General features: G+C 67.6%; 23 protein-coding genes, 1 tRNA gene and 1 riboswitch. Of the genes, 13 read left to right on the top strand and 11 right to left on the bottom strand.

Annotation, left to right across the window (positions count from 1 at the left end; translation table 11 throughout):
* Positions 1–7: 7 nt before the first annotated feature.
* Positions 8–1,045: a hypothetical protein gene (locus BLO63_RS21345; protein ID WP_244517842.1), complete on the top strand. Its 1,038-nt coding sequence runs from the start codon at positions 8–10 to the stop codon at positions 1,043–1,045.
* A gap of 9 nt (positions 1,046–1,054) precedes the next feature.
* Here BLO63_RS21345 and BLO63_RS11885 read toward each other — a convergent pair whose 3' ends face one another.
* Positions 1,055–1,516, bottom strand: coding sequence for a hypothetical protein (locus BLO63_RS11885; RefSeq protein WP_091440666.1), 462 nt, complete (start codon positions 1,514–1,516; stop codon positions 1,055–1,057).
* A 289-nt stretch (positions 1,517–1,805) separates the two neighbouring features.
* Here BLO63_RS11885 and phnC point away from each other — a divergent pair, with 289 nt between their 5' ends.
* The 5 genes from phnC (at position 1,806) to BLO63_RS11910 (ending at position 7,353) form a co-directional block, all read left to right on the top strand.
* Positions 1,806–2,648, top strand: a complete 843-nt coding sequence (gene phnC / locus BLO63_RS11890; protein ID WP_091440668.1) for a phosphonate ABC transporter ATP-binding protein — start codon at positions 1,806–1,808, stop codon at positions 2,646–2,648.
* A 14-nt stretch (positions 2,649–2,662) separates the two neighbouring features.
* The gene (gene phnD, locus BLO63_RS11895) at positions 2,663–3,664 is read left to right on the top strand and encodes a phosphonate ABC transporter substrate-binding protein (protein ID WP_091440670.1); all 1,002 of its coding nucleotides are present in this window, start codon (positions 2,663–2,665) and stop codon (positions 3,662–3,664) included.
* Positions 3,665–3,803: 139 nt separating this feature from the next.
* Positions 3,804–4,628 (top strand): phosphonate ABC transporter, permease protein PhnE, encoded by an 825-nt coding sequence (gene phnE, locus BLO63_RS11900; protein WP_091440673.1) that lies wholly within the window; start codon positions 3,804–3,806, stop codon positions 4,626–4,628.
* Between the two features lie 112 nt (positions 4,629–4,740).
* Positions 4,741–5,403 (top strand): hypothetical protein, encoded by a 663-nt coding sequence (locus tag BLO63_RS11905; protein WP_091440675.1) that lies wholly within the window; start codon positions 4,741–4,743, stop codon positions 5,401–5,403.
* Positions 5,404–5,604: 201 nt separating this feature from the next.
* Entirely contained in the window at positions 5,605–7,353 is a 1,749-nt protein-coding gene (locus tag BLO63_RS11910; RefSeq protein ID WP_091440678.1) for an ABC transporter ATP-binding protein/permease, read from the top strand.
* 4 nt (positions 7,354–7,357) lie between these two features.
* Here the strand turns inward: BLO63_RS11910 and clcA are convergent, their stop codons facing one another.
* The 4 genes from clcA to BLO63_RS11930 form a co-directional block, all read right to left on the bottom strand.
* The gene (gene clcA / locus BLO63_RS11915) at positions 7,358–8,659 is read right to left on the bottom strand and encodes a H(+)/Cl(-) exchange transporter ClcA (RefSeq protein WP_091440680.1); all 1,302 of its coding nucleotides are present in this window, start codon (positions 8,657–8,659) and stop codon (positions 7,358–7,360) included.
* A gap of 118 nt (positions 8,660–8,777) precedes the next feature.
* Entirely contained in the window at positions 8,778–9,728 is a 951-nt protein-coding gene (locus BLO63_RS11920; protein WP_091440683.1) for an ABC transporter substrate-binding protein, read from the bottom strand.
* 87 nt (positions 9,729–9,815) lie between these two features.
* A riboswitch (TPP riboswitch) is annotated at positions 9,816–9,913 on the bottom strand.
* Between the two features lie 142 nt (positions 9,914–10,055).
* The gene (locus tag BLO63_RS11925; RefSeq protein WP_091440686.1) at positions 10,056–11,243 is read right to left on the bottom strand and encodes a winged helix-turn-helix domain-containing protein; all 1,188 of its coding nucleotides are present in this window, start codon (positions 11,241–11,243) and stop codon (positions 10,056–10,058) included.
* Positions 11,240–11,992, bottom strand: a complete 753-nt coding sequence (locus BLO63_RS11930; protein ID WP_091440689.1) for an ABC transporter permease — start codon at positions 11,990–11,992, stop codon at positions 11,240–11,242. Before BLO63_RS11930 ends, BLO63_RS11925 begins: the two co-directional genes overlap by 4 nt.
* 194 nt (positions 11,993–12,186) lie before the next feature.
* Between BLO63_RS11930 and BLO63_RS11935 the strand changes: the two genes are divergently transcribed.
* From BLO63_RS11935 to BLO63_RS11945, 3 genes are all read left to right on the top strand, one after another.
* The gene (locus tag BLO63_RS11935) at positions 12,187–13,032 is read left to right on the top strand and encodes a universal stress protein (protein WP_091440692.1); all 846 of its coding nucleotides are present in this window, start codon (positions 12,187–12,189) and stop codon (positions 13,030–13,032) included.
* A gap of 203 nt (positions 13,033–13,235) precedes the next feature.
* Positions 13,236–14,336 (top strand): linear amide C-N hydrolase, encoded by a 1,101-nt coding sequence (locus BLO63_RS11940; RefSeq protein ID WP_091440695.1) that lies wholly within the window; start codon positions 13,236–13,238, stop codon positions 14,334–14,336.
* 105 nt (positions 14,337–14,441) lie between these two features.
* Positions 14,442–14,645, top strand: a complete 204-nt coding sequence (locus BLO63_RS11945; RefSeq protein ID WP_091440697.1) for a hypothetical protein — start codon at positions 14,442–14,444, stop codon at positions 14,643–14,645.
* 15 nt (positions 14,646–14,660) lie between these two features.
* Here the strand turns inward: BLO63_RS11945 and BLO63_RS11950 are convergent, their stop codons facing one another.
* Both BLO63_RS11950 and BLO63_RS11955 read right to left on the bottom strand, forming a co-directional pair.
* Entirely contained in the window at positions 14,661–15,023 is a 363-nt protein-coding gene (locus BLO63_RS11950; protein WP_091440700.1) for an A1S_2505 family phage non-structural protein, read from the bottom strand.
* Positions 15,024–15,163: 140 nt separating this feature from the next.
* Positions 15,164–15,240: transfer RNA gene (locus BLO63_RS11955), tRNA-His, on the bottom strand.
* A 185-nt stretch (positions 15,241–15,425) separates the two neighbouring features.
* On the opposite strand from BLO63_RS11955, the gene BLO63_RS11960 reads away from it, so the two are divergent.
* Both BLO63_RS11960 and BLO63_RS11965 read left to right on the top strand, forming a co-directional pair.
* On the top strand, positions 15,426–15,629 hold the full coding sequence (locus BLO63_RS11960) for a DUF4089 domain-containing protein (protein ID WP_091440703.1): 204 nt from the start codon (positions 15,426–15,428) through the stop codon (positions 15,627–15,629).
* 8 nt (positions 15,630–15,637) lie between these two features.
* Positions 15,638–17,062, top strand: coding sequence for an AtzE family amidohydrolase (locus BLO63_RS11965; RefSeq protein WP_091440706.1), 1,425 nt, complete (start codon positions 15,638–15,640; stop codon positions 17,060–17,062).
* A gap of 3 nt (positions 17,063–17,065) precedes the next feature.
* Here the strand turns inward: BLO63_RS11965 and BLO63_RS11970 are convergent, their stop codons facing one another.
* Both BLO63_RS11970 and BLO63_RS11975 read right to left on the bottom strand, forming a co-directional pair.
* Complete coding sequence (locus BLO63_RS11970; protein ID WP_091440707.1) at positions 17,066–17,839, bottom strand: TIGR02186 family protein; 774 nt, start codon at positions 17,837–17,839, stop codon at positions 17,066–17,068.
* Positions 17,836–18,762 carry a sulfite exporter TauE/SafE family protein gene (locus BLO63_RS11975; protein WP_091440709.1) on the bottom strand — a complete coding sequence of 309 codons (927 nt, stop codon included), beginning with the start codon at positions 18,760–18,762 and terminating at the stop codon, positions 17,836–17,838. The genes BLO63_RS11970 and BLO63_RS11975 overlap by 4 nt, the downstream gene beginning before the upstream one ends.
* 320 nt (positions 18,763–19,082) lie before the next feature.
* On the opposite strand from BLO63_RS11975, the gene BLO63_RS11980 reads away from it, so the two are divergent.
* Together BLO63_RS11980 and BLO63_RS11985 are read left to right on the top strand one after the other, a co-directional pair.
* Entirely contained in the window at positions 19,083–20,363 is a 1,281-nt protein-coding gene (locus BLO63_RS11980; RefSeq protein ID WP_091440712.1) for a PQQ-dependent sugar dehydrogenase, read from the top strand.
* A 77-nt stretch (positions 20,364–20,440) separates the two neighbouring features.
* Entirely contained in the window at positions 20,441–20,770 is a 330-nt protein-coding gene (locus tag BLO63_RS11985) for a c-type cytochrome (protein WP_425284333.1), read from the top strand.
* 83 nt (positions 20,771–20,853) lie between these two features.
* Here BLO63_RS11985 and BLO63_RS11990 read toward each other — a convergent pair whose 3' ends face one another.
* Positions 20,854–21,510, bottom strand: coding sequence for a pyroglutamyl-peptidase I family protein (locus tag BLO63_RS11990; RefSeq protein WP_244517843.1), 657 nt, complete (start codon positions 21,508–21,510; stop codon positions 20,854–20,856).
* Between the two features lie 38 nt (positions 21,511–21,548).
* The gene (locus BLO63_RS11995; RefSeq protein WP_091440720.1) at positions 21,549–21,935 is read right to left on the bottom strand and encodes a response regulator; all 387 of its coding nucleotides are present in this window, start codon (positions 21,933–21,935) and stop codon (positions 21,549–21,551) included.
* Positions 21,936–22,030: the final 95 nt, after the last annotated feature.

Genomic DNA, 22,030 nt, shown 5'->3' on the forward strand with positions numbered 1-22,030 from the left:
AACGACCATGCGCAGCCGTGTTCTCGCCGCCCTGGCGATCGGGGCCAGCCTGTTTATGGGGGGCAGCCTGCCGGCGCGCGCGCAGGAGAAGCCCGATTACGCGCCCTACCGGGAAGGGCTGTTCCTGCGCTACCTCAATGCCGAGCCGGGCGAGATCGACGGCGTGCCGCGCATCGGCCTTTCCCTTGGTGGGCGGCCGCTGCGGGCGGTGATCGATTCCGGGTCCACCGGCATCGTGGTGGCGGCGGAATTCGTGCCGGGCTTCGAGACCATGCCCTCGCTGGGGCCGGCCAAGCTGACCTATTCCAGCTCCGGCCGGGTGATGCTGGGCCAGTGGGTGGTGATGCCGGTCACGCTTTCCGGCCGTGAGGGGGCGAGCGTCACCACCGATCCGCTTCCGGTGCTGGTCGTGACCGAAGTGCAGTGCCTCGACTATGCCCGCGTCTGCCAGCCCACCAACGCGCCGCGCAACATCGCCATGGTCGGCGTCGGCTTCGCGCGTGAGGGCGACAGCCAGAGTCAGAGCACGCCGGACAAGAACCCACTGCTGCATGTCACTGGCGGCGAGGGCGCGCGCCGGCAGGGCTACATCCTCTCGCCGGAAGGCGTGCATGTGGGCCTGACCGCCGCCAATACGCGCGGCGCCTTCCGCTATGTGAAGCTGGACCGCCGGCCCGACGGCACCGACTGGGCGCCGCTGCCGGGCTGCGTCGCGCTGGGCGGCTCGACCCTGCCTGCCTGCGGTACGGTGCTGGTCGATACCGGCGTGTCGGTGATGTACATGACGGTGCCGGAAGCGCAGGCGGCGGGGGCGCAGGGAACGCTGCCGCCGGGCACGCAGGTGGCGATCAGCATCGGTACGGAAGGCAGCGCCTTCCCGCTCTACAGCTTCAACGCCGGTGATGGCGGGCCGATGAGCCCGAGCGCCATCCATCTGCGGGTGGCGGACGACCGGACCTTCGTCAACACCAGCTACCACCTGCTGAACGGCTTCGACGTGCTGTTCGATGGCGAGGGCGGTTATGTCGGGTTTAGGCCGCGCTGACGTGCGCCCTCAGAACAGGCTGAACAGGAACACCGCGAGCAGGATGGCGGCGGCCCACAGGTCCGTCACCATCGCCACGGTCTCGCGCATGGTGCGGTGCGGGCGCATCAGGTGGTTGACGCCGGCCAGGCCGAGAAACAGGCCGCCGATGAACGCCACCGGCAGCGCCCAGATCGAGAACAGGATCGACAGAATGCCGGCGAGGCCGATGGAGGCATTGGCGAAGCCGAGTTCCTGCACCACCACATGCGCGCGAGTTTCATCGACGCCGAATATGCCCTTGAGCGTGAAGCCGGGCCGCAGGATCTGGGTGACGCCGGCCAGCAGCAACCGCACGCCCACCGCCCAGAAGGCGAACCATTTGGTGGCGATGACGATCAGGCTGCCGAGCCCGGTAATGCCGGGATACTCCGCCGCGATGCTCAGCAGCGGCGCCACCACCATCGTCAGCGCGACTATTGCATAATACATGCGGTTCCCGCTCCCGTTCAGCCTGCCCAAACCCGCGGCGAGTGTGCTGACTAAGCCGCGCCGAAGTCAATGAAGCCGATGGCGCGGCAGGGTTTTTCCCACCGGAACGGCGCCGGGCGGGGCGCGCGCCTGGGTGGCGCAGAGGGGGGCTCATTGCACCCCAATACCGCCTGAAAGCCGCGCGGCGACAGGGCGGGCGCCGTGTCATGGAACTGTAACCGAGGCTTCATCCACCCGTCACCGCGGGGGGCTACCCCAAGCCGGTCTTCAACAGGCCGGCGGAGCACCGATGGCGGCAGCCCTTCAACTCGACCGAGTGAGCAAGACCTACGGGCAGATGCGCGCGGTGGAAAACGTCTCGCTCACCATCCAGCCCGGCGAGCGCGTCGCTCTCATCGGCGCCTCCGGGTCGGGCAAGTCGACGCTGATCCGCCTCGCCTCCGGCCTCATCCTGGCCGATAGCAACGGGTCGGGTTCCGGCGCCGTGCATTCCTTCGGCATCAAGGTGCAGGAAGGCGGCAGGCTGGCGCGCGACGTGCGGGCCGCCCGCCGCCATATCGGCCTGGTGTTCCAGCAATTCGCCCTGTCGGGCCGGCTCACCGTGCTGACCAATGTGCTGGTCGGCGCGCTCGGCCGGATGAGCGCATTGCGCGGCACGCTCGGCCTGTTCAACGCCGATGAGCGCCGCACCGCCTATGCCGCGCTCGCCGAGGTCGGCATCGCCCAGCACGCGGCCAAGCGCGCCCGCGAGCTTTCCGGCGGCCAGCAGCAGCGCGTCGCCATCGCCCGGGCGCTGGTGCAGGGCGCCAAGCTGGTGCTCGCCGACGAGCCCATCGCCTCGCTCGACCCCAAGAGCGCCAAGCGGGTGATGGACACGCTGGTGACGATGAGCCGCGACTACGGCATCGCGCTGGTCGTCTCGCTGCACCAGGTGGACTACGCCACCGCCTATTTCGACCGCATCGTGGCGATGAATGCCGGCAAGGTCGTGTTTGACGGCCCGGCCTCGCAGATCAACGCCGCCTTCCTGACCGAGCTCTACGGCGCCAGCGCCGAGGAGCTGATCCTGCCCAGCCAGTTCGTGGTGCCGGCCCCGGCCGAAGCCGCAGCCCCCTCCCAGACCGTTTCCTGACAGGAGCAACCCCCATGAAGCGTCTCATTGCCGCCGGCCTCGCGCTGGCTGCCCTTGCCGTCCCGGCTCGCGCCGAAGAGATCAAGGAGCTGAACTTCGGCTTCATCTCGACCGAGTCCTCGGCCAACCTCGCCAAGAGCTTCGAGCCCCTGATCAAGGACATGGAGAAGGCCATCGGCGTGCCGGTGAAGCCGTTCTTCGTCGGCGACTATGCTGGTGTCATCGAGGGCATGCGCTTCAAGAAGGTCGATATTGCCTGGTACGGCAACAAGTCGGCCATGGAAGCGGTGGACCGCGCCGGCGGCGAAGTGTTCGTGAAGACCGCCAAGCCGGACGGTTCTTCGGGCTACTACTCGCTGATCGTCACCAATGTCGATCGCAACGACATCAACAATCTCAAAGACATCCTCGATTGCTCGAAGGGCTATAACTTCGGCAACGGCGATCCGAACTCGACCTCGGGCTTCCTGGTGCCGAGCTACTACGTGTTCGCGCTGAACAATGTCGACCCGAACAAGTGCTACAAGCGCGTCGTCGCCTCGAACCATGAAGGCAACCTGCTCGCGGTCGCCAACAAGCAGATCGACTTCGCCACCAACAACACCGAGAACGTGTCGCGCCTGCAGCAGACCCGCCCGGCGGAAGCCGCCAAGATCAAGGAAGTGTGGCGCTCGCCGCTGATCGCCGGCGACCCGATCGTGTGGCGCAAGGATCTGCCTGCCGACCTGAAGGCGAAGATCTACACCTTCTTCATGACCTATGGCCGCAACGGCACGCCGGAAGAGATCGCCCACGCCCGTGAGGTTCTCGCCAAGACCTCGGACGGCTGGGGTCCCTTCCTCGCCTCCTCCGACGCCCAGCTGATCCCGGTCCGCCAGCTCGAACTGTTCAAGGCCAAGGTCAAGGTCCAGAACGACGACAAGCTCTCGGCCGACGAGAAGGCCGCGAAGGTCAAGGAGATCGACGCCAAGCTCGCCGCTCTCGAAGACCAGCAGAAGAAGCTCCCCAGCATGTGAGGCGCGCGGGACCGCACGTTCGGTCCCGCATCCTGCCACCGAAAAACGTCATCCCGGACGGCCGAAAGGCCGATCCGGGATCGCTGCGACAGGGCCCGCCGATGACGCAGGCCGGACGACGATCACGGGGATAAGCCACATGTTTGCCGCTGCCGACGACGCCCACCGCTCCGCCACGCGCACCATGCCGGCGCCGCCGGTGACGCCGCTCACGACACGGTTGTTCCGCCTGGCCGTCGCGGCGCTCACCATCGTGGTGCTGGTGGCCGCCTGGTACGAGGCGGAGATGAACCCGGCGCAGCTCTGGCGCGATTCCGGAAATATGGCGACCCTTGGAGCCGATTTCCTGCGCCCCGATTTCACTGACTGGGACGTCTACGTCAACGCCATGCTGGAGACGCTGGCGATCGCCATCTGGGGCACGCTGCTGGCGGTCATCGCCGGCATCCCGCTCGGCATCCTCTCGGCCGAGAATGTCGCCCCGCACTGGATGGTGTTCACCGTGCGCCGGCTGATGGACGCCTGCCGCGCCATCAACGAGCTGGTCTTCGCGCTGATCTTCATCGCCGCCGTCGGCCTCGGCCCCTTTGCCGGCGTTCTGGCGCTGTTCATCCACACCACGGGCGTGGTCGCCAAGCTGTTCTCCGAGGCGGTCGAGGCGATCGATCCCGCCCCGGTCGAGGGCATTCGCGGCACCGGCGGCACCTGGCTGCAGGAGGTCATCTATGGCGTGCTGCCGCAGGTGATGCCGCTGTGGATTTCCTATGCCCTCTATCGCTTCGAATCCAATGTCCGCTCGGCCACCGTGCTCGGCATTGTCGGCGGCGGCGGCATCGGCATGACCTTCAACGAAACCATGCGCGGCTTCCTCTATTCGCAGGCCTCGGCGATCCTGATCATGGTGGTGATCACCGTCTCGCTGCTCGACATGGTGAGCCAGCGCATCCGCAAGCGGTTCATCTAAGGCGCGGAGAAGGCCGTTGCAACCGACGGTATGCGCGGTATAGTTGCGTGCCGGCCCCTTTACCGTCCGGTCAGCGTGTTGATTTCCATGAACTCCTGGCATGGGTAGGGAAATGTCCGCTCAGACCGAGATTATCGTGACCAACGGCACGACAGCGGCGGTGACCGCATGGCTGACGTTGGGGCCGACGCCCGGATGTGTTTCCAGCGTCAGCGACGTGCCGTTCGTGACGACGCAGGTAACGCCCCTGCAGGGTTCCTTCGTGCTGGCGGGCGGTGCGTCCGTTTCCTACACCTCGCCCGATTCCCTGGGCTTCAACGGCAACATCACCTTCGGCACCCCGCCTTTGAACTGTCCCACCCCGGACTGCCCGGACGGGATCAACCTGGCGGAGTTCATCGTCAACAATGCGTTCCAGGGTCCCTACGCCCAGGAGACCATCGACATCAGCGCGGTTGGCGGGGTAAATGCCCTCATCGAATTCCAGATGAGCGGGGGCGGAGCCTGGTCGGCGAGCACCGCTTATCCGGACGTCACCTCTTTTCAGAACAAGGCGATCGGTGCCAATCTCGGCCAGGTCGGCGTATTTCCGTATGGCTGCGACGATTGCACCGCCAGCGTCAGCCCGCCCCCTTGCGCGACCCCTCCGGTGAACGCGCCGAATCCCCTGACCCCGCAGAAGACGGCGATCTGCAATGTTCAGCGATCCGCCAGCGGCAGCGGGGGCACGGTGACCATCACCTTCCTCGGCTTTGCGGACGGCGTGACCTGCTGACCCGGTGATGCGCGTGGCCCACGCGCCGTCATCGACGCGAAGGCGCGGGCGCACGGCGTCCGCGCTTTCATTTTGCCGGTCGGCGCGGACGGTAGCGGAGAATAGCACCCAGGCTCTCCAAACGGTAATGTTGCGGCCACCCTCCCGCCAGCTTCGCCCGGCGTAGATGAGGTAATCGCGACCTCTGCCGGAGTAGCCCCCTTGCGCGCCATCCTCTCCCTGCTCGCCGATGTCTGGCGGCTGTCGATCCCCTATTTCCGTGGCGACGACAAATGGCGCGGCGGGGGCCTGCTCGCGGCGATCATCGCGCTGGAAGTCGGCTGGGTCTATGTGATCGTGCTGATCAACCAGTGGAACGCGGTGTTCTACAATGCGATCCAGGAGAAGGACTATCCCGGCTTCGTCCACCAGCTCTGGATCTTCGCGCTCTATGCGGCGGTGGCCATCGCGGTGGCGGTGTATCAGGTCTATCTGCGCCAGTGGCTGGAGATCCGCTGGCGCACCTGGATGACGGAGAAATACCTCACCGCCTGGCTGGCGGACGAGACCCATTACCGCATGCGGCTGAAGGGCGACGAGGCCGACAACCCCGACCAGCGCATCGCCGAAGACATCAGCTCCTATGTCAATCGGACGCTCGGCCTGTTCCTCGGCGTGCTCAACGCGGTGATGACGCTAGCCTCCTTCGCGGTGATCCTGTGGGGGCTGTCGGGCGATTTCAGCTTCAACCTGTTCGGCGCCGACTGGGACATTCCCGGCTATCTCGTCTGGGCCGCCTTCGCCTATGCGGCGCTGGGCACCTATCTCACCCACCTCATCGGCCGGGTGCTGATAAAGCTGAACTTTGACCAGCAGCGCTACGAGGCGAACTACCGCGTCGACCTGGTGCGGGTGCGCGAGAATGGCGAGCAGATCGCGCTCATGCAGGGCGGGCCGGTGGAGCGCGAACGCCTGCTCTCCCGCTTCGGCCATGTCGTGCACAATTACTGGGGCATCATGATCGCCCAGAAGCGGCTGACCTGGTTCACTGCCGGCTATGGCCAGCTGTCGACGATCTTCCCGCTGGTCGTCGTCGCCCCGGCCTATTTCGCCGGCGCGATCCAACTCGGCCAGCTGATGCAGACCGCCTCCGCCTTCGGCCAGGTGCAGGGCTCGTTCTCCTTCTTCATCAACGCCTATACGACGCTGGCGGAGTGGAAGTCGGTGGTCGATCGTCTCATCGGCTTCGAGAAATCGGTGCAGGCGACGCAGGCCGAGGCGCTGCGCAGCGAGTTCCACCGCGTGCCGGCAAGGGGCCCGGCGCCGCTTGTGGTGAGCGCCATGGAGGTGCGGCTGCCGGACGGGAGGGCGCTGCTGGAAGTGGGCGCGCTCGATCTGGCGCGCGGCGAGCGTGTGCTGCTCTCCGGCCCCTCGGGCAGCGGCAAGAGCACGCTTCTGCGCGCCATTGCCGGCATCTGGCCGCATGGCCATGGCGAGGTGGGGATAGCGCCCGGCGCGCGGGTGCTGACCTTGCCGCAGCGGCCCTATCTCCCGGTCGGCACGCTGCGCGGCGCGCTGGCCTATCCCGACCCGCTGGAGAACTATGACGACGAACGGCTGCGCGAAGCGCTGGAGGCGGTTGGCCTGCCGGCGCTGGCCGGGCGGCTGGACGAGAGCGGGCCGTGGGCGTCCATCCTCTCGGGCGGCGAGCAGCAGCGGCTCGCGGTGGCGCGCGCCCTGCTGGTCGAGCCGGACGTGCTGCTGCTCGACGAGGCGACATCGGCGCTTGATGAGGCGAGCGAGGGCGCGCTCTACCTGCTGCTCCGCGCGCGGCTGCCGCAGACCGCGCTGCTCTCCATCGGCCACCGCTCGACCCTGATCGAGCTGCATGAGCGGCAGGTGACGCTGACCCGTGACGGCGAGGGTCCGGCGCGGCTGATCGATCTCGCGCCCGCGCCAGTGGCGGCGTAGGCGTTCAGCGCGAGGCGGCGGCGCGGGCCTCCGCCTCGAGGGCCAGCGTGCGCTCCAGCAGAATCTCGTAGATCGGCCGTCCGCCGAGCGCGAGGAAAACCATGTGCGCGAAGATGGCTGAGATCATCACCGGCACCAGCACCGCATAGGCGCTGGTGAGTTCCAGCACCAGCACCATGCCGACCAGTGGCGCGCCGATGGTGGCGGCGAACAGCCCGCCCATGGCGGCGATCGCGAAGGTGGTGTGCGCCTGGTCCGGCAGGGTGAAGAACAGATCCAGCGTGGTGCCGTAGCAGAGCCCGATCGTGGTCGCGAGCGCCAGGATCGGCGCGAAGATGCCGCCGGCCACCCCGGTGGAATAGCTCGCCATCGTCATGACGAAGCGCAGCAGCACGACGAAGACCAGCATGGCCAGCGGCAGGTTCTCGCGGGTGAGCTGAACCGCCAGCAATTCGCCGCCCTGCGTCGCCTCCGGCCGCACGAACATCAGCACGCCCACGGTGAGGCCGACAAAGGTGGGGAAGATGTAGAACGAGGTGCGCATGCCGAGCCGGCGCACATGGTCGAGCGACCAGACCAGCGTGCGGTTGAACACGAAGCCGGCCAGGCCGAGGATGGCGCCGAGCACCACGAAGGCCGGCAGCCAGACATAGGGGATGGTAGCCGCTTCCAGCAGCATATAGGGCCGGCTGCCGGTGAGATATTCGGTGACAATGGCGCTGGCGATGGAGGCCAGCACCACCGCGATATAGGTGCGCGAGGAATAGGGGAACTGCCGGCGCGTCTCCTCGATGACGAACAGCACGGCGGCGAGCGGCGCGTTGAAGGCGGCGGCAAGGCCGGCGGCGCCGCCGGCGGCGAGCAGGCCGCGCATGTCCTCGCCCGACCATTTCATCAGGTCGGAAGCGGCCTTGGCGACCGAGGCGCCGATATGGATGGTCGGCCCCTCGCGCCCAAGCACCATGCCGGAGGACAGCGAGAGCAGGCCGGCGACGAACTTCACCGGCAGCACGCGATGCCAGCGCACCTCGCGCAGCCCTTCCATCGCGCCCTCGATCTCCGGCACACCGGAACCGCTCGCTTCCGGCGCAAAGGTGCGCACCAGCCAGAGCGACACCAGCGTCATAGCGGCGGCGACCAGCGCAGCGGCGGCATAGAGGGGGAAGCCGTCCAGCCCGAGGCCGGTGTCGAGATAGGCCGGCCAGGCGGCGGTGAGCTTTTCGACACCGACATGAAAGGCGGAACCGAGAACGCCGACGACGGCGCCGACCCCGATCGCCACCGCGTGATACGGCACATTGCTCATGCCTGCCCCTCTGCGTCCCAGATGCCCCCGCATCGGTTAGCATCGCTGGGCGGCGATCGGAAGACCGGGCGGCGCTGCATATGTGGGTGCCGCCCGGCGGAGAGGTCCGGCGGTGCGCCTAGGGCAGGGGCGGCGCGTAGACCGACACCGGCTCGACCGTCTCGATCAGCCCATGGCCCTTCATGAACTCGCCGAAGCGGGCATAGCGGCCGGCATCCAGCCCCGCCGGGGCATGGGCGAAGCGGCGCAGCGTATCGGTCCAGGCGGTGCGGTTCAGCTCGTCGTCGAGCTTCGGGTTGGCCTTGACGAACAGCCCCCAGGCTTCCTCGGGGTGGTTGAGGATGTAGATGGTCGCGTCCTCCACCGCAGCGAGGAATCGCTTCAGCCGGGGATCGGCGAGCTTGTCCTGGTGGGCGACATAGATCAGCTCGTCGAACACAGGCACGCCGTGCTCCTCGGGGAAGAAGGCGCGACCCTCCTTGCCCTCCAGCCGGATCTGGGTGAGCTCGAAATTGCGATAGGCGCCGATCACCGCGTCGACCTTGCCCGCGACCAGCGCGGGGGAGAGGGCGAAATTGACGTTGATCATGGTCACGTCTGAGGGCTTCAGCCCCACGCTCGCCAGCATGGTGCCGAGCAGCGCATCTTCCAGCCCGGCGACGGAATAGCCCACCGTTTTGCCCTTCAAGTCAGCGATGGTCTTGATCGGCCCGTCCTTTAGCACCACCAGCGCGGTGAGCGGGGTGGAGATGAGCGTGCCGAAGCGCACCAGCGGCAGGCCTTCCTTCACCTGGAGATAAAGGCTCGGCTGGTAGCTGACCGCGATATCGGCCTGGCCGGCGGCGACAAGGCGTGGCGGGGCGGAGGGGTCGGCCGGGGCGACCAGCTCGACATCGAGGTCGTGGGCTTTGAAGAAGCCCTGTTCCTGCGCGATGATCAGCGGGGCATGGTCGGGGTTGACGTACCAGTCCAGCAGCACGGTGAGCTTGTCGGCCGCCGCTGCGGGCGCCAGCGAGAGCGCGAGAGCGAGGATGAGGCCGCCGGTGCGGGCGGCAAGGTTCTTGAACATGGATCTCCTCCCAGTTGGAGATCCGGCGCGAGCTTTCGGGGGAAATCCGGCGCGGGAGTCACGCGCCGCGTGCGGCCCCGCCGTCGCTCCGTCCCTTCGCCGGCATGACCCGGATCAGGTTCAAAGGGTCTGGCGGCTGCCATCTCAGCCCCTTCAGCCTTGCGGCCGGCGGGACACCCCTCGGACGCGGGAAGGCTAGCAGAGCCGCCGGGCAGGGGCAAATGGGGGCGACATCACGGGGCGCGGTGAAAGGTCTGGGTCCCCGCGTCAAGCCCGGGGATGAGGAAGAGCGGGGAGGGAATGAGGGGTGGGCGATGGGCGACCATCTCACTCGCCCCGCCAGCCCTCGGCATAGACGATACGTTCCACCCCGGCAAAGCGGGCGTGGCGGGTTAGTTCGGCATCGAGCGCGTCGAGCCGTCGGGCGGAGGCGCGCACGCCCGGTTCCAGCCAGAGCCTGCGCACATCAAGGGTGCCAGCCTTGCGGTCAGCCTTCATGTCGATGCGCCCGACCATCCGGTCACCTTCCAGGAGCGGGAAGACGTAATAGCCATAGACGCGCTTTTCCGCCGGCACGAACACCTCGATGCGGTAGGAGAAGCCGAACAGCCGTTCCGCCCGGGCGCGGTCGCGCAGCAGCGGGTCGAACGGGCTCAGCACCCGCAGCCGCGCCGGCGGGCTCGGCAGCGAGGCGAACAGGGCGGCGCTGCCGGCGAAGGCGTGCGAGGCGCGGGGCTTGCCGTCCACCCCCTCGATCAGCACCGGCTCCAGCCGGTCGCGGTTGGTCTCCACCCAGGCTTTCGCCTCGGCCGGCGTGACGAGGTCCCAGAAGGCGGCGATCTCGCCTGACGTTGCGAAGCCCAGCCGCTCCAGCGCCGAGGTGCAGGCCCAGTCGATGAAGGCCTCGCCCGTTACCTCGGGCACGCGGTGGGGCGCAGGGATGACGCGCTCCGTGAGGTCGTAGCGCTTCTGGAAGCCCTCGCGCCCGGCAATGGCCAGCGCGCCGGTGCGCCAGTGATATTCCAACGCGGTCTTTTCCGGGTGCCAGTTCCACCAGCCGCCGGGCGGACGTTTTTCGGCTTCGAAATCCCGCGCCATCAGCGGGCCCTCATGGCGCACCCGTTCCAGCACATGGTCGACATAGGTCTCGAAGCCGTTCTCGTGCCAGCTGCGCCAGCGCGTCGCCAATGTCTCCCGCGCCCGGGCGAAGCGGTGCTTCCAATAGGGGAAGAAGGCGGTGGGGATGATGGCCGCGTCATGCGTCCAATGCTCGAACAGCGCGCCGTCGCTCTCCAGCAGGGCGGTGAGGTGCTCGCGCCTGTAGCTCGGGTTGCGGGCGAACAGGATGTGGTGGTGGGCCCGCTCCACGGTGGCGATGCTGTCCACCTGCACGAAGCCGATGGCCTCGATCAGTTCCAGCAGCCCGGCCTTGCTCAGCGCCCCGCGCGGGCGGCTGAGGCCCTGGGTGGCGAGGAAGACGCAGCGGGCATCCGCATTGGCGAGATAAAGGGTCATGTCCGCAGCGTTTCCGGCGCCCAGGGCACGAGACGGGTGAGTCCGCGATCGACCAGGGTGAACAGGATCAGCGCCATCGCCAGCAGAACGGCCAGCGCGGCGAACACCATGTCGGTCTGCATCCGGGCGTTGGAATAGATCATGAGATAGCCGAGCCCCGCCGAGGCGCCGACCCATTCGCCGACCACCGCGCCGATGGGGGCGACGGCGGTGGCGACCTTCAGCCCGGAGGCGAGCGCCGGCAGGGCCGCAGGAATGCGGATGAAGCGCAGCGTCTTGATGATGCCGGCGCCATTGAGCCGGGCAAGGTCGACCAGCCCCTGCTCGGTGCGCGCCAGCCCGTCATGAAAGGCCGAGGCGACGGGAAAGAAGATGATGAGGCTCGCCATCACGATCTTGGAGGCAAGGCCGAAGCCGAACCAGATGACCAGCAGCGGGGCGATGGCGAAGACCGGCAGCGCCTGCGCCACCAAGAGCACCGGCCGCATGGCGCGGCGCGCCAGCGGCGAAGCCGCCATGGCCAGCGCGCAAAGGATGCCCAGCAGCGAGCCGCACAGTAGCCCCAGCAGCATTTCCCCCAGCGTGATGCCGGCATTGTGGACCAGCACGCCGGCATTGTTCCACGCCGTCATACCAATGCGCAGCGGACCGGGCAGGATATAGGCGGGGACGGCCAGCAGGCGCACCGCGGCTTCCCACAGGCCCAGCAGAACGAGAGTGACGGCAAGCGCGCGCCCGATGGCGGCCATGAGGGGGGTCCTACTGGGAAATCCTGCATTCGTTGCAGCCCTTATAGCCGCCGCCCGGCAAATGCGCGACGTTTGCGCCGGCCAGGGTATGGCTGACGTAGGGACGGCCGGCGCGGACAGACTTGACGGCCGTCAATGCGGCGACACTTCTTGGGATGCAAAAGAGTCTTCATCAGAACCGTGGAGGAAGCCAGATGATCAAGGACATTCTCGTCAGCCTGCGCGTGGCGGACGTTGGGGAAGACGTCGCCGGCGATTATGCGGTTTCCGCCGCCGCCGCGCTCGATGCCCATCTGACCGGTGTCGCCGTGAGCTACGAGATCGACGTGCCGCCGGTCTACACGGAAGCCTTCTCCACCGATTTCATCGAGGCGCAGCGGGCGGAAGGCCAGCGGCTGGCCCGCTCCTCGGTCGAGCGCTTCGGCGAGGCGGCGCGCTCGCTCGGCCTCACCGGCGAGGTGCGCCTGATCGATGGCACGCCGGGCGGGGCGGCCGAGCAGATCGGCGTCATGGCCCGGCTCTACGACCTGACCATCGTCAACCAGGCCGACCCGGACAGGCTCGGCCCGGAGGATGTGGTGACCGAGGCGGTGCTGTTCGATTCCGGCCGGCCGGTGCTGGTGGTGCCGCGCAAGCAGCAGAAGCCGTTCTCGATGAAGCGCATCATGGTCGCCTGGGACGGAAGCCGCACGTCGGCCCGCGCGGTGGCGGAGGCGAGGGCGCTTCTTGGCCACGCCCATCTGGTCGAGGCGGTGGTGGTCGAAACCGGCAAGCCGCTGCGCAAGAAGGGTGTCGACCTGCCGGGCGCCGACCTTGCCCGCCATCTGGCGCGTCACGAGAAGACAGTGGAACTGCGCACGCTGGTGCCGACCGGCGGTGAGAGCATCGCCGATGTGCTGCTGAAGGAAGTGGCGGCGCGCGACATCGATATCGTCGTGATGGGCGGCTACGGCCATTCGCGGCTGCGCGAATTCGTGCTCGGCGGTGTCACCCGCGACATGCTGGAGCGCATGACGGTGCCGCTGTTCCTCGCCCATTGAGGCGCAGCGACCGGCGCGACACGTCAGGCCCGGCGTCCGCGCCGGGCTTTCGCGTTTCTGGGCCGGCTTTCGTGTTTCCAACCGGTTGCTCACGGCCGCCGGCGGCTGGAGCGCAAGCCATTCTTAAGATGTGAAGGGACAGGTCTGCCGGATGGTCTTACCTTTCGGGGTGGACTGACGGTACGGAAACCGAAAGGAAGACGATGAAAAAGCTCCTCGCTACCACGCTGGCGCTTCTCGCCACCGTCAATATGTCGCTGGCCTGCACCGCCGTCGATCTCGTCGCCAAGGATGGCAGCGTCATCGCCGGCCGTACCATGGAGTGGGCGTTCGACATGAAGTGGCAGCTGGTCAGCCAGCCCAAGGGCACCGAGCTGACGCTGATCGCTCCCGCCGCGCTCAATCTGCCCGCCCACAAGGTGGCGACCAAATATTCCGTGGTCGGGGTGAATGCCGGCATCATCCCCGGCGGGGCGCTGCTCGACGGGCAGAACTCCGAAGGCCTCTCGATGAGCGGCAACTTCCTGCCGGGCTTCACCCAGTATCAGACGGTGACGAAGGACGACAAACAATACCAGACGGTGCTGACCTTCGGCTCCTGGGCGCTGGGCAGCTTTGCCAATGTCGCCGAACTGCGCGCCGCGCTGCCGCAGATGAAGGTGTGGGCGGATGACACGTTGCAGACCGGCCCGACGCCCCCGACCATTCATTTCGTGTTCGTCGACCGCAGCGGCGCGGGCATGGTTGTGGAATATGTCGGCGGCGAATTGCAGATCCACGACAATGTCGCCCATGTGCTCACCAACGCGCCGACCTATGACTGGCACCTCAACAATGTGCGGAACTATCTGAACCTGACCACGGTGGGCGTGCCTGCCCGTGAGATCGGCACGACGAACGTGACCGAACTTGGTCAGGGCGGCGGGCTGATCGGCCTTCCCGGCGACTACACGCCGCCTTCGCGTTTTGTCCGCGCCACTCTGCTGCGCCACGGCGTGACCGAGCCGGCAGATGCGGGCGCGGCAGCGCAGGCGGTTGCCCATATCCTGAACAATGTCGATATCCCGCTCGGCATCGCCCAGTCCCGCCTGAAGGACGGCTCGCTGGTCTCGGATTATACCCAGTGGGTGGTGGTGAAGGATCTTACCAACAATCGGCTGATGATCGCCGATTACGCTAACCGGCTGAACTATCTCACCATCGACCTCGCCCCGCTGTTCGCGCAGGAAAAGCCGGCGACGCGGCTGGTCACCGAGCTGCCCTATCCCAAGACAAGCGCCGGCGCCGAGGTTCTGGCGCCCTGATCTCCCGTCCGGCCGGCCGGACGCTTTCTTGTCGGCTGCCAGTTCGCCTTGCGGGCTGGCAGCCGACTTGCATGGCACGTTGCCCCCAGCGAGGAGGCCGTGCCGATGACGTTGATCTCCCCCCCGACGCTGATGCGCCCGATTCCCGCATCCCCACCCCTTACGCAGGAGCGGGTGCGCGCTGCCGAGGCGTTCGCCCTCGCCTATGCCCGTAAAAGGGGCGGGCGGGTGCGGGTGCGCCCGGATGTCTGGCTGGAACTGCGGGCGGCGGGCGCCGACATGTCGCTCTATATCTGCGACACGCGCTGAATTAGCTCGCGCGGCCTATTGGCCGAGTACGGCCTTGAACTCGTCCGGCAGGCTCACATTGGCCGAGGCGTCCTTGAACATCGGGGCGATGTCGGCCGGGGTGTAGCCGGCATGGCCGCAGCCGATCGGCGTGAGCTGGAAGGAAAGGTCCGGCCGGGCGGCGGCGAATTTCAGGAAGCGGCGGACATATTTCTGGATGTCCGGCAGGGGCATCGTCTCGATGTCCCAGTCCTTGGTGGGAATGGCGAAGGCGGTGCCGGTGAGACCGAAGCCGACGCCCCATTCGGCGCCCCGGTTGTCATGCGCCCAGCGTGCCGCCCCGCCGGCATGGATGCCGGCGAGATTCGAGCCGAAGACGAAGACCGGGTTGCGCTCCATGCCGCCATACCTCATGTGCCCTGCGGCCACCGGGCGACGCTATTGGGCGACGCATCTGGACGTCTGAAAACGGCGCCCGTGCGGCACGCCGGAGGCGTGCCGGCACTGTCCGACCAAAAAGATGGGGGCGACGGGGATTCTGGTACAGCTGGGTGGGCTCGAACCACCGACCTCCGGTTCCACAGACCGGCGCTCTAACCAACTGAGCTACAGCTGCGTGCCAGAACGGCGCGGAACCTACTTTGGCGGCCGGCGCTTTGCAAGGCCACCGCGCACGCTTCCTGACGCCGGCGTGGACAACCCGCCTGACGCCCCCCTTGGCGCCCCCCGCAGATCGATCTCGCGGGTGGCACGCTTCCTGTATGATCGTGGCGCGCAGCGCGCAAAGATGGGAGGCGGGGCATGCGGTCAGCAGCGACGGGTGAGGGCGAATCGGCGTGCGGGGCGCTGCTCGATGCAGGGCTGACGGTTGCGGGCCTGCCACTGGAGCCGGAACTGCGCCCGCGCGTGCTGATGCATCTTGAGACAGCCGCAGCGATGGCCGCGCTGGTGACGGCGTTCGCGCTGCCGGACGAGGCCGAGCCGGCCCCGGTCTACCGGCCATGAGCGCGCCCATGCCGGCCGATGCCGACGCCGCCACCCTACGCGCCGCGACCCTGCTCGCCGGCCCCGCCTGCGACCTGGCGGCGGCGGTGCGCGAGGGGCGGATAAGCGCCCGCGCGGTCACGCAGGCGGCGCTGGCACGGATCGACGCCGTCGATCCGGTCTTGAACGCCTTCACCGATGTGACGCGCGAGCGGGCGCTGGCCGAGGCCGACGCGCTCGATGCCGCCCACGCGGCCGGCGCGCCCCTGGGGCCGCTGGCCGGCGTTCCGTTCGCGGCGAAGAACCTGTTCGATCTCAAGGGGCTGCCGACGCGCGCAGGCTCGAAGATCAACCGTGACCGGGAGCCGGCGCCGCGCGACGCGACGCTGGTCGAGCGGATGAATGCGGCGGGGGCGGTGTGCCTTGGCGGGCTGAACATGGGCGAATATGCCTATGACTTCACCGGCGAGAACCTGCATGACGGCCGTTCGGCCAATCCGCACGATCCCCAGCATATGTCGGGGGGCTCCTCCGGCGGCTCGGGTTCGGCGGTGGGCGGCAGGCTGGTGCCGCTGGCGCTCGGCTCCGATACCAACGGCTCGATCCGCGTGCCGTCGTCCTTCTGCGGCATTTTCGGGCTGAAGCCGACCTATGGGCGGCTGTCGCGGGCCCGCAGCTTTCCCTTTGTCGCCAGCCTCGACCATCTCGGCCCCTTCGCCCGCCATGTCGGCGATCTCGCCGCGACCTATGACGCGCTGCAGGGACCCGATGCCGACGACCCGGCGCTCGCCGACCAGCCAGTTGCGCCTGTTTTGGCGCGCCTCGATTCGCCCGGCGACCTCAAGGTCGCGGTGCTGGGCGGCTGGTTCGCCCGGCAGGGCACGGCGCAGGCCTATGAGGCGGTGGCGCGCGCGGCGAAGGCGCTGGGCGCGACGACGACGGTGGAACTGCCCGAGGTCGAGCGGGCGCGGGCGGCGGCCTATCTCATCTCCATGGCCGAAGGGGCGGCGCTGCATGAGGGGCGGCTGCGCGACCGTCCGATGGATTTCGACCCGGCGGTGCGCGAGCGCCTGCTCGCCGGCGCCGTGCTCCCGGCGACCTGGATCGCCCGGGCGCAGATCTTCCGTCGCTGGTTCCGCGCCCGGGCGCTGGAACTGTTCGCCGACTGGGACGTGCTGATCGCGCCCTCGACCCCGGTGCCGGCGCCGCGCGGCGGGCAGACGACCTTCGTGCTGGACGGGCGCGAGATGCTGGTGCGGCCGAATATCGGCATCTACACCCAGCCCATCTCCTTCATCGGCCTGCCGGTGGTCGCCGCGCCTATCCCGACCGACGACCCGCTTCCCATCGGCGTGCAGCTCATCGCTGCCCCGTGGCGGGAAGACAAGGCGCTGCAGGCGGCGCGCGTGCTGGAACGGGCGGGGGTGGCCTTCGCGCCCGCGCCTGTCCTGTGAGGCTCAGTCGCGCCGGAAGGCGAGATTGGCGATGAAGCCGACACCGAGCGCCATCAGCGCGGTGGCCAGCCCGTAGAGCCAGGGATGGTCCTGCGCTGTCGTGGCCACCGTCTGCTCGAAATCGATCTTCGCCACTTCCAGGCTCAGCGCCCCCCGGCTCACCAGCGCGCCATCGGCAAAGGTCTTCACCACCACCTCATAGGGGCCGATGGGGGCGGTGCCGGGAATGGGGATAGTCGCCCGGAAGATATTGGATGCGATGAACTCGACCCCGGCTGGCCGCTCGAAATAGAGCCCCTGCGCCTGCTTGACCCGCAGGAAGGCCTGCCGGAACGGGTCCTGCGGCACCACATCGGCATAGTCGGAACCGATGCGCTGTAGCAGGCGGGTATTGTCCAGCCCCACCTGCTCGTGCCGCAACGTCTCCGGGCTGGCGATCAGCGCCGGGTCGCGGCTGGCGAGGACGGCGAGATAGGACGGCGCGGCGAGGAAGCTACGGCTGTCGACGTTCACCCAGATGCCGAGATAGCGCTCCTTGCGCCAGGTGGTGAAGCTCTCGCTCGGCCCGCGCACGGTGACGACGACATCCTGCGGCCGGGCCGGCGCCGTGGCGTCGCCGGGAGCGATGACGCCGAACAGGACGATCGTGTCGCCGGTGAAGTTCGAGGTGATGGTGACGCGGGCCTTCGACAGCGAGAGCACCAGCTCCGCGCCACGCGCGTCGCCACCGGCCAAGGCCAGAATGAGGAGCAGCAGCGGCGCAGCGAGCCTTTTCATCGCGCCGCCTCGTCGATCGAGACGGCGTAGAAATCGGCCGGGGTGACGATCTGGTCAATGGCGACGCGCAGGCCGACGGCGAGCACCAGCAGGCCGAGCAGTAGCCGCAGCTTTTCTGCCGGCATCGCCTGCCCGGCACGGGCGCCGAACTGCGCCCCGATGGTGCCGCCCACCATCAGCACGAGGCCCAGAACCGCGTCCACCGTCTGGTTGAGCACGGCGTGCATGAGGATGGCGGCGGTCATCGTCACCAGCGTCAGCATCAGCGAGGTGGCGATGGAGGTGAGGGTGGGCACGCGCAGCAGGTAGATCAGCGCCGGCACCAGGATGAAGCCGCCGCCAATGCCCATCAGCGCGCCCAGAAACCCGATGGCGAAGCCGATCGCCACCACGGGGATGACCGAGACATAGATGCGCGACTGGCGGAACCGCATCTTGAACGGCATCCGCAGGAACCAGGGATGCGCCCCCGGGCGCTTCACCTGCGCCTTCTCGCCGCGCCATTCGCGCAGAAGCGCCCGCAGGCTCTCCGCCACCATCAGCGAGCCGATAGTGCCGAGCATCACGATATAGGTGACGGCGATGACCAGATCGAGCTGGCCATACCGGCGCAGCAGCATGAAGGCCACGACGCCGGCCAGCGTGCCGGTGAGGCCGCCCGTTAGCAGCACCAGGCCTAATCGGACATCCACCAGCCGGCGCCGGAGATAGGTGAGCGTGCCGGAAAAGGAGGACGCGGCCATGTGGGTCGACACGCTCGCCACCGCCACCGCCGGCGGCACGCCGAGGAAGATGAGCAGCGGCGTCATCAGGAACCCGCCGCCGACGCCGAACATGCCGGAGATGAAGCCGACCGCGATCCCCAGCGCCAGCAGCGTGAAGATGTTAACCGGTAGTTCCGCTATCGGCAGATAGATCGTCACGGGCAGGTCCGGCGGCGTCGGGGCGTCAATAGCCCATAGCAGGATTCGCCCGACAAGGATGTAACGCCGCCAGCGCCGACCACGCCAGCCGTATGGCAGGCCGGTGCTATAATACATTATCAAAGATAATGTCGGGCAGTGTTGTTTTTGTGGATGTAGTAGTCCGCTGCTACGCGCAGCGTCATGGTAATATTTTTTGTCCGCCAAGATGAATTAGTGGCAGAAACGCCAGTGTTGCTGACTTAACGTTTGCGTAAGGCATGCTAGCGTGCCGCGTCAACGGACCCGAACGAGGTCCGGGATGTCCAGGAGGAAACCCCATGTCTCTTTTCCGGCGCGGTTCGCGCAACGCTGCGCTTCTCGCATCCACCATGTTCGCGGGCGCGATGATGCTGTCGGCTTCGGCTCATGCCCAGTCGACCGACAACATGCAGAAACTCTCGAACTTCCAGCAGACCGGCGCCTCCATGGAAATGGAAACGGTGCCGCAGACCGGCCCGCGCGTCGATGCGTTCAACAAGACGCTGGCCGGGATCAAGCTGCCGGACGGCTTCAAGATCGCGCTCTACGCCATCGTGCCCGATGCGCGCGAGATGGCGGTGGGACCGACCACCGGCGTGGTCTTCGTCGGCACCCGCAAGGCGAAGGTGTGGGCTGTCACCGATCGCGACAAGGACCGCGTCGCCGATGAGGTGAAGGTGTTCGCGCCCTCGATCCAGTTCAAGCTGCCCAACGGCGTGTGCTTCTCCAAGGACGGCTTCCTGTTCGTCGCCGAGCAGAACCGCGTGCTGCTCTTCCCGGCCGCCGAGTTCTTCTATGAGGGGCCTGATGTCGCCGCCTTCGAGGTGGTCAAGCAGGGCGAACTGATCCCGCCCGCCGAGGAATCCTACAACCATACCGCCCGGGTCTGCCGCATCGGGCCGGACGACAAGCTCTACATCACGCTCGGTCAGCCCTTTAACGTGTTCGCGCCGGAGAAATACGACCTCTACAAGAAGAACGGCATTGGCGGCATCGTGCGGATGGATCGCGACGGCAAGAACCGCGAGGTCTATGCGTGGGGTATCCGCAATTCGGTGGGCATGGACTTCAACCCGAAGGACAAGACCTTGTGGTTCACCGATAATCAGGTCGACGGCATGGGTGACAACATCCCGCCCGGCGAACTGAACCGCGCCACCGAGGCCGGCCAGACTTTCGGCTTCCCCTATTTCGGCGGCGGCACTGTCCGCACCGTCGAATACAAGGACCAGACGCCGCCGGCCGATTCGGTGAAGCCGCAGGTGGAGATGGACGCCCATGCCGCCGATCTCGGCATGACCTTCTACACCGGCAAACAGTTCCCGGCGCAGTATCGCGGCGGCATCTTCTCGGTGCAGCACGGCTCGTGGAACCGCACCGATCCGGTGGGGGCGCGGGTGATGTTCACCTCGCTGAACGAGGACGGCACCGCCGCCAAGAGCGAGCCCTTCGCCGAGGGATGGTTGGTCGACGGCGAATATCTTGGCCGTCCGGCCGCGGTGGCGCAGCTCAATGATGGCTCGTTGCTGGTGGCGGACGACACGTCGGGAGCGATCTACCGCATCTCTTACGAAAAGTAAGCGGGCCGCAGCCTCGCCCCCGCGCCGTCGGGCGCGGGGGCGCATTTTTTCTTTGCCGGGAACAATCAATGAAACGGATGATCTGCGCGGCCCTGCTGGCGGCCGTGGCGTTTGGCTGTGCCCCCGCCATGGCGCAGGATGCCAAGGCCGGGCGCGCCAAGGCCTCGGCCCAATGCGCCGTGTGCCACGGCACGGACGGCATCGCCCAACTGCCGACGGCGGCCAACCTCGCCGGCCAGCAGGAGGTCTATCTGGCCAAGGCGCTGGAGGATTTCCGCGCCGGGCGCCGCATCAACGAGATGATGACGGTGGTCTCCAAGGACCTGACCGATGCCGACATCGCCAATCTCGCGGCGTGGTACGCCTCGATGAAGATCACGGTGCAGGTGCCTGAGCGCCAGCCCTGAGAGCCAACTCGCAGTGCCTTGCCACCGAAGGGGGCGGATGTCGTGCGCGTCGCGGCGTCCGCCTTCTTCATTTGGCGGCGGGCTCACATTCGCGGGCGGCTCTGGTGGAACTGGGCCAGCAGGGCGGCGAGCAGCGCGTCGAGCCCCCGGGCGAGGCGCGCCAGCGCGAGTCGGCCGGGGCGCGGCAGTGGCACATGGACAAAGACGGCCAGGCGCGGGCCTCCATCCGCCCGTCGCCCCGCCCGCGCCCAGCCATAGGCGCCCCAGGCCAGCGCGTTGCAGACATAGCGGCCGGCTTGGCGCGAGAGATGAGCGGGCACCCCGGCCGCGCGCAGCGCCGCCAGCAGCGGGGCTGGCCGGGCGCTCAGCGTCCGCTCGGCCGGCGCGCCGGGTTGCAGCGGGCGAGAGGCCGGGCGACGGCGGGCGGCATCGGGGAAATCGCCGGTGGCGTTGCGCGCGACGAGTTCGATCGAGACCTGCCGGCGCCGGGCGGCAACGCCCAGCATCAGCACGATATCGGGCGCGGTGTGCTCCAGCAGGGCCGGGAAGGCGGCGGCCACGTCCCAGCGTGTCGGCAGGAGATGCAGCGCGACCTGCCCTCCCGCACGGCGGCGCCCGCGCGCCAGAAGCCGGGCGAGGCTGGCGGAAGGGTTCGCCGGCATCCCGGGAAAATGGCCGAAGCCTGTGATGAGCAGGGTCGGCGCGGGCAGGTTAAGGTTGGGCCGGGCCAGGGCGGGCAAGTTGGAGCCGTCCCGAGGCGCGACGTGCCCGGCGGGCATCAGGCGGCGCGCTTGTCCAGCGCCCGCGAGAGCGCGCCCTGCAGATCGGCGAGCTGGAACGGCTTGTTCAGCACCGGGCAGTTGCGCCAGGCGGCATCGATGGCACTGTCGGAATAGCCGGTGGAGAACACGATCGGAATGCCGTGACTGGCGATCGCCTCGGCGACGTCATAGCTGTGGCGGGTGCCAAGATTGAGGTCGAGCATGGCGACATCAATCTCGCCATGACGCGCGGCGACGAAATTCAGCGCATCGTCAATGCGCGACTCGTTGCCGACAACGGTGGCGCCCAGTTCCTCAAGCATGCCCTCGATCATCATCGCGACCAAGGTCTCGTCCTCGACAACGAAGACGCGCTGGCCGGACAGCGTGGGCAGATCCTGCATGATGATATCCGTCACTCCTTCTGGTCGAGCTTGCCATTTCGGTGCCGACCAGGAACCGTCGCCTCTGCCGTCAATATTCTTCCATCATTTCGGCT

Source organism: Ancylobacter rudongensis, assembly GCF_900100155.1.
GTDB classification, from domain to species: domain Bacteria; phylum Pseudomonadota; class Alphaproteobacteria; order Rhizobiales; family Xanthobacteraceae; genus Ancylobacter; species Ancylobacter rudongensis.

What these genes read in the sequence shown, in the direction of transcription:
- BLO63_RS11980 (WP_091440712.1), top strand. Translation starts at nt 19,083, where the DNA reads ATGTCTCTTTTCCGGCGCGGTTCGCGCAACGCTGCGCTTCTCGCATCC.
- phnC (WP_091440668.1), top strand. Translation starts at nt 1,806, where the DNA reads ATGGCGGCAGCCCTTCAACTCGACCGAGTGAGCAAGACCTACGGGCAG.
- BLO63_RS11905 (WP_091440675.1), top strand. Translation starts at nt 4,741, where the DNA reads ATGTCCGCTCAGACCGAGATTATCGTGACCAACGGCACGACAGCGGCG.
- BLO63_RS11960 (WP_091440703.1), top strand. Translation starts at nt 15,426, where the DNA reads ATGCGGTCAGCAGCGACGGGTGAGGGCGAATCGGCGTGCGGGGCGCTG.
- BLO63_RS11950 (WP_091440700.1), bottom strand. Translation starts at nt 15,023, where the DNA reads ATGGAGCGCAACCCGGTCTTCGTCTTCGGCTCGAATCTCGCCGGCATC.
- BLO63_RS11935 (WP_091440692.1), top strand. Translation starts at nt 12,187, where the DNA reads ATGATCAAGGACATTCTCGTCAGCCTGCGCGTGGCGGACGTTGGGGAA.
- BLO63_RS11995 (WP_091440720.1), bottom strand. Translation starts at nt 21,935, where the DNA reads ATGCAGGATCTGCCCACGCTGTCCGGCCAGCGCGTCTTCGTTGTCGAG.
- phnE (WP_091440673.1), top strand. Translation starts at nt 3,804, where the DNA reads ATGTTTGCCGCTGCCGACGACGCCCACCGCTCCGCCACGCGCACCATG.
- BLO63_RS11985 (WP_425284333.1), top strand. Translation starts at nt 20,441, where the DNA reads ATGATCTGCGCGGCCCTGCTGGCGGCCGTGGCGTTTGGCTGTGCCCCC.
- BLO63_RS11965 (WP_091440706.1), top strand. Translation starts at nt 15,638, where the DNA reads ATGCCGGCCGATGCCGACGCCGCCACCCTACGCGCCGCGACCCTGCTC.
- BLO63_RS11925 (WP_091440686.1), bottom strand. Translation starts at nt 11,243, where the DNA reads ATGACCCTTTATCTCGCCAATGCGGATGCCCGCTGCGTCTTCCTCGCC.
- BLO63_RS11945 (WP_091440697.1), top strand. Translation starts at nt 14,442, where the DNA reads ATGACGTTGATCTCCCCCCCGACGCTGATGCGCCCGATTCCCGCATCC.
- BLO63_RS21345 (WP_244517842.1), top strand. Translation starts at nt 8, where the DNA reads ATGCGCAGCCGTGTTCTCGCCGCCCTGGCGATCGGGGCCAGCCTGTTT.
- BLO63_RS11930 (WP_091440689.1), bottom strand. Translation starts at nt 11,992, where the DNA reads ATGGCCGCCATCGGGCGCGCGCTTGCCGTCACTCTCGTTCTGCTGGGC.
- BLO63_RS11920 (WP_091440683.1), bottom strand. Translation starts at nt 9,728, where the DNA reads ATGTTCAAGAACCTTGCCGCCCGCACCGGCGGCCTCATCCTCGCTCTC.
- phnD (WP_091440670.1), top strand. Translation starts at nt 2,663, where the DNA reads ATGAAGCGTCTCATTGCCGCCGGCCTCGCGCTGGCTGCCCTTGCCGTC.
- clcA (WP_091440680.1), bottom strand. Translation starts at nt 8,659, where the DNA reads ATGAGCAATGTGCCGTATCACGCGGTGGCGATCGGGGTCGGCGCCGTC.
- BLO63_RS11940 (WP_091440695.1), top strand. Translation starts at nt 13,236, where the DNA reads ATGAAAAAGCTCCTCGCTACCACGCTGGCGCTTCTCGCCACCGTCAAT.
- BLO63_RS11885 (WP_091440666.1), bottom strand. Translation starts at nt 1,516, where the DNA reads ATGTATTATGCAATAGTCGCGCTGACGATGGTGGTGGCGCCGCTGCTG.
- BLO63_RS11970 (WP_091440707.1), bottom strand. Translation starts at nt 17,839, where the DNA reads ATGAAAAGGCTCGCTGCGCCGCTGCTGCTCCTCATTCTGGCCTTGGCC.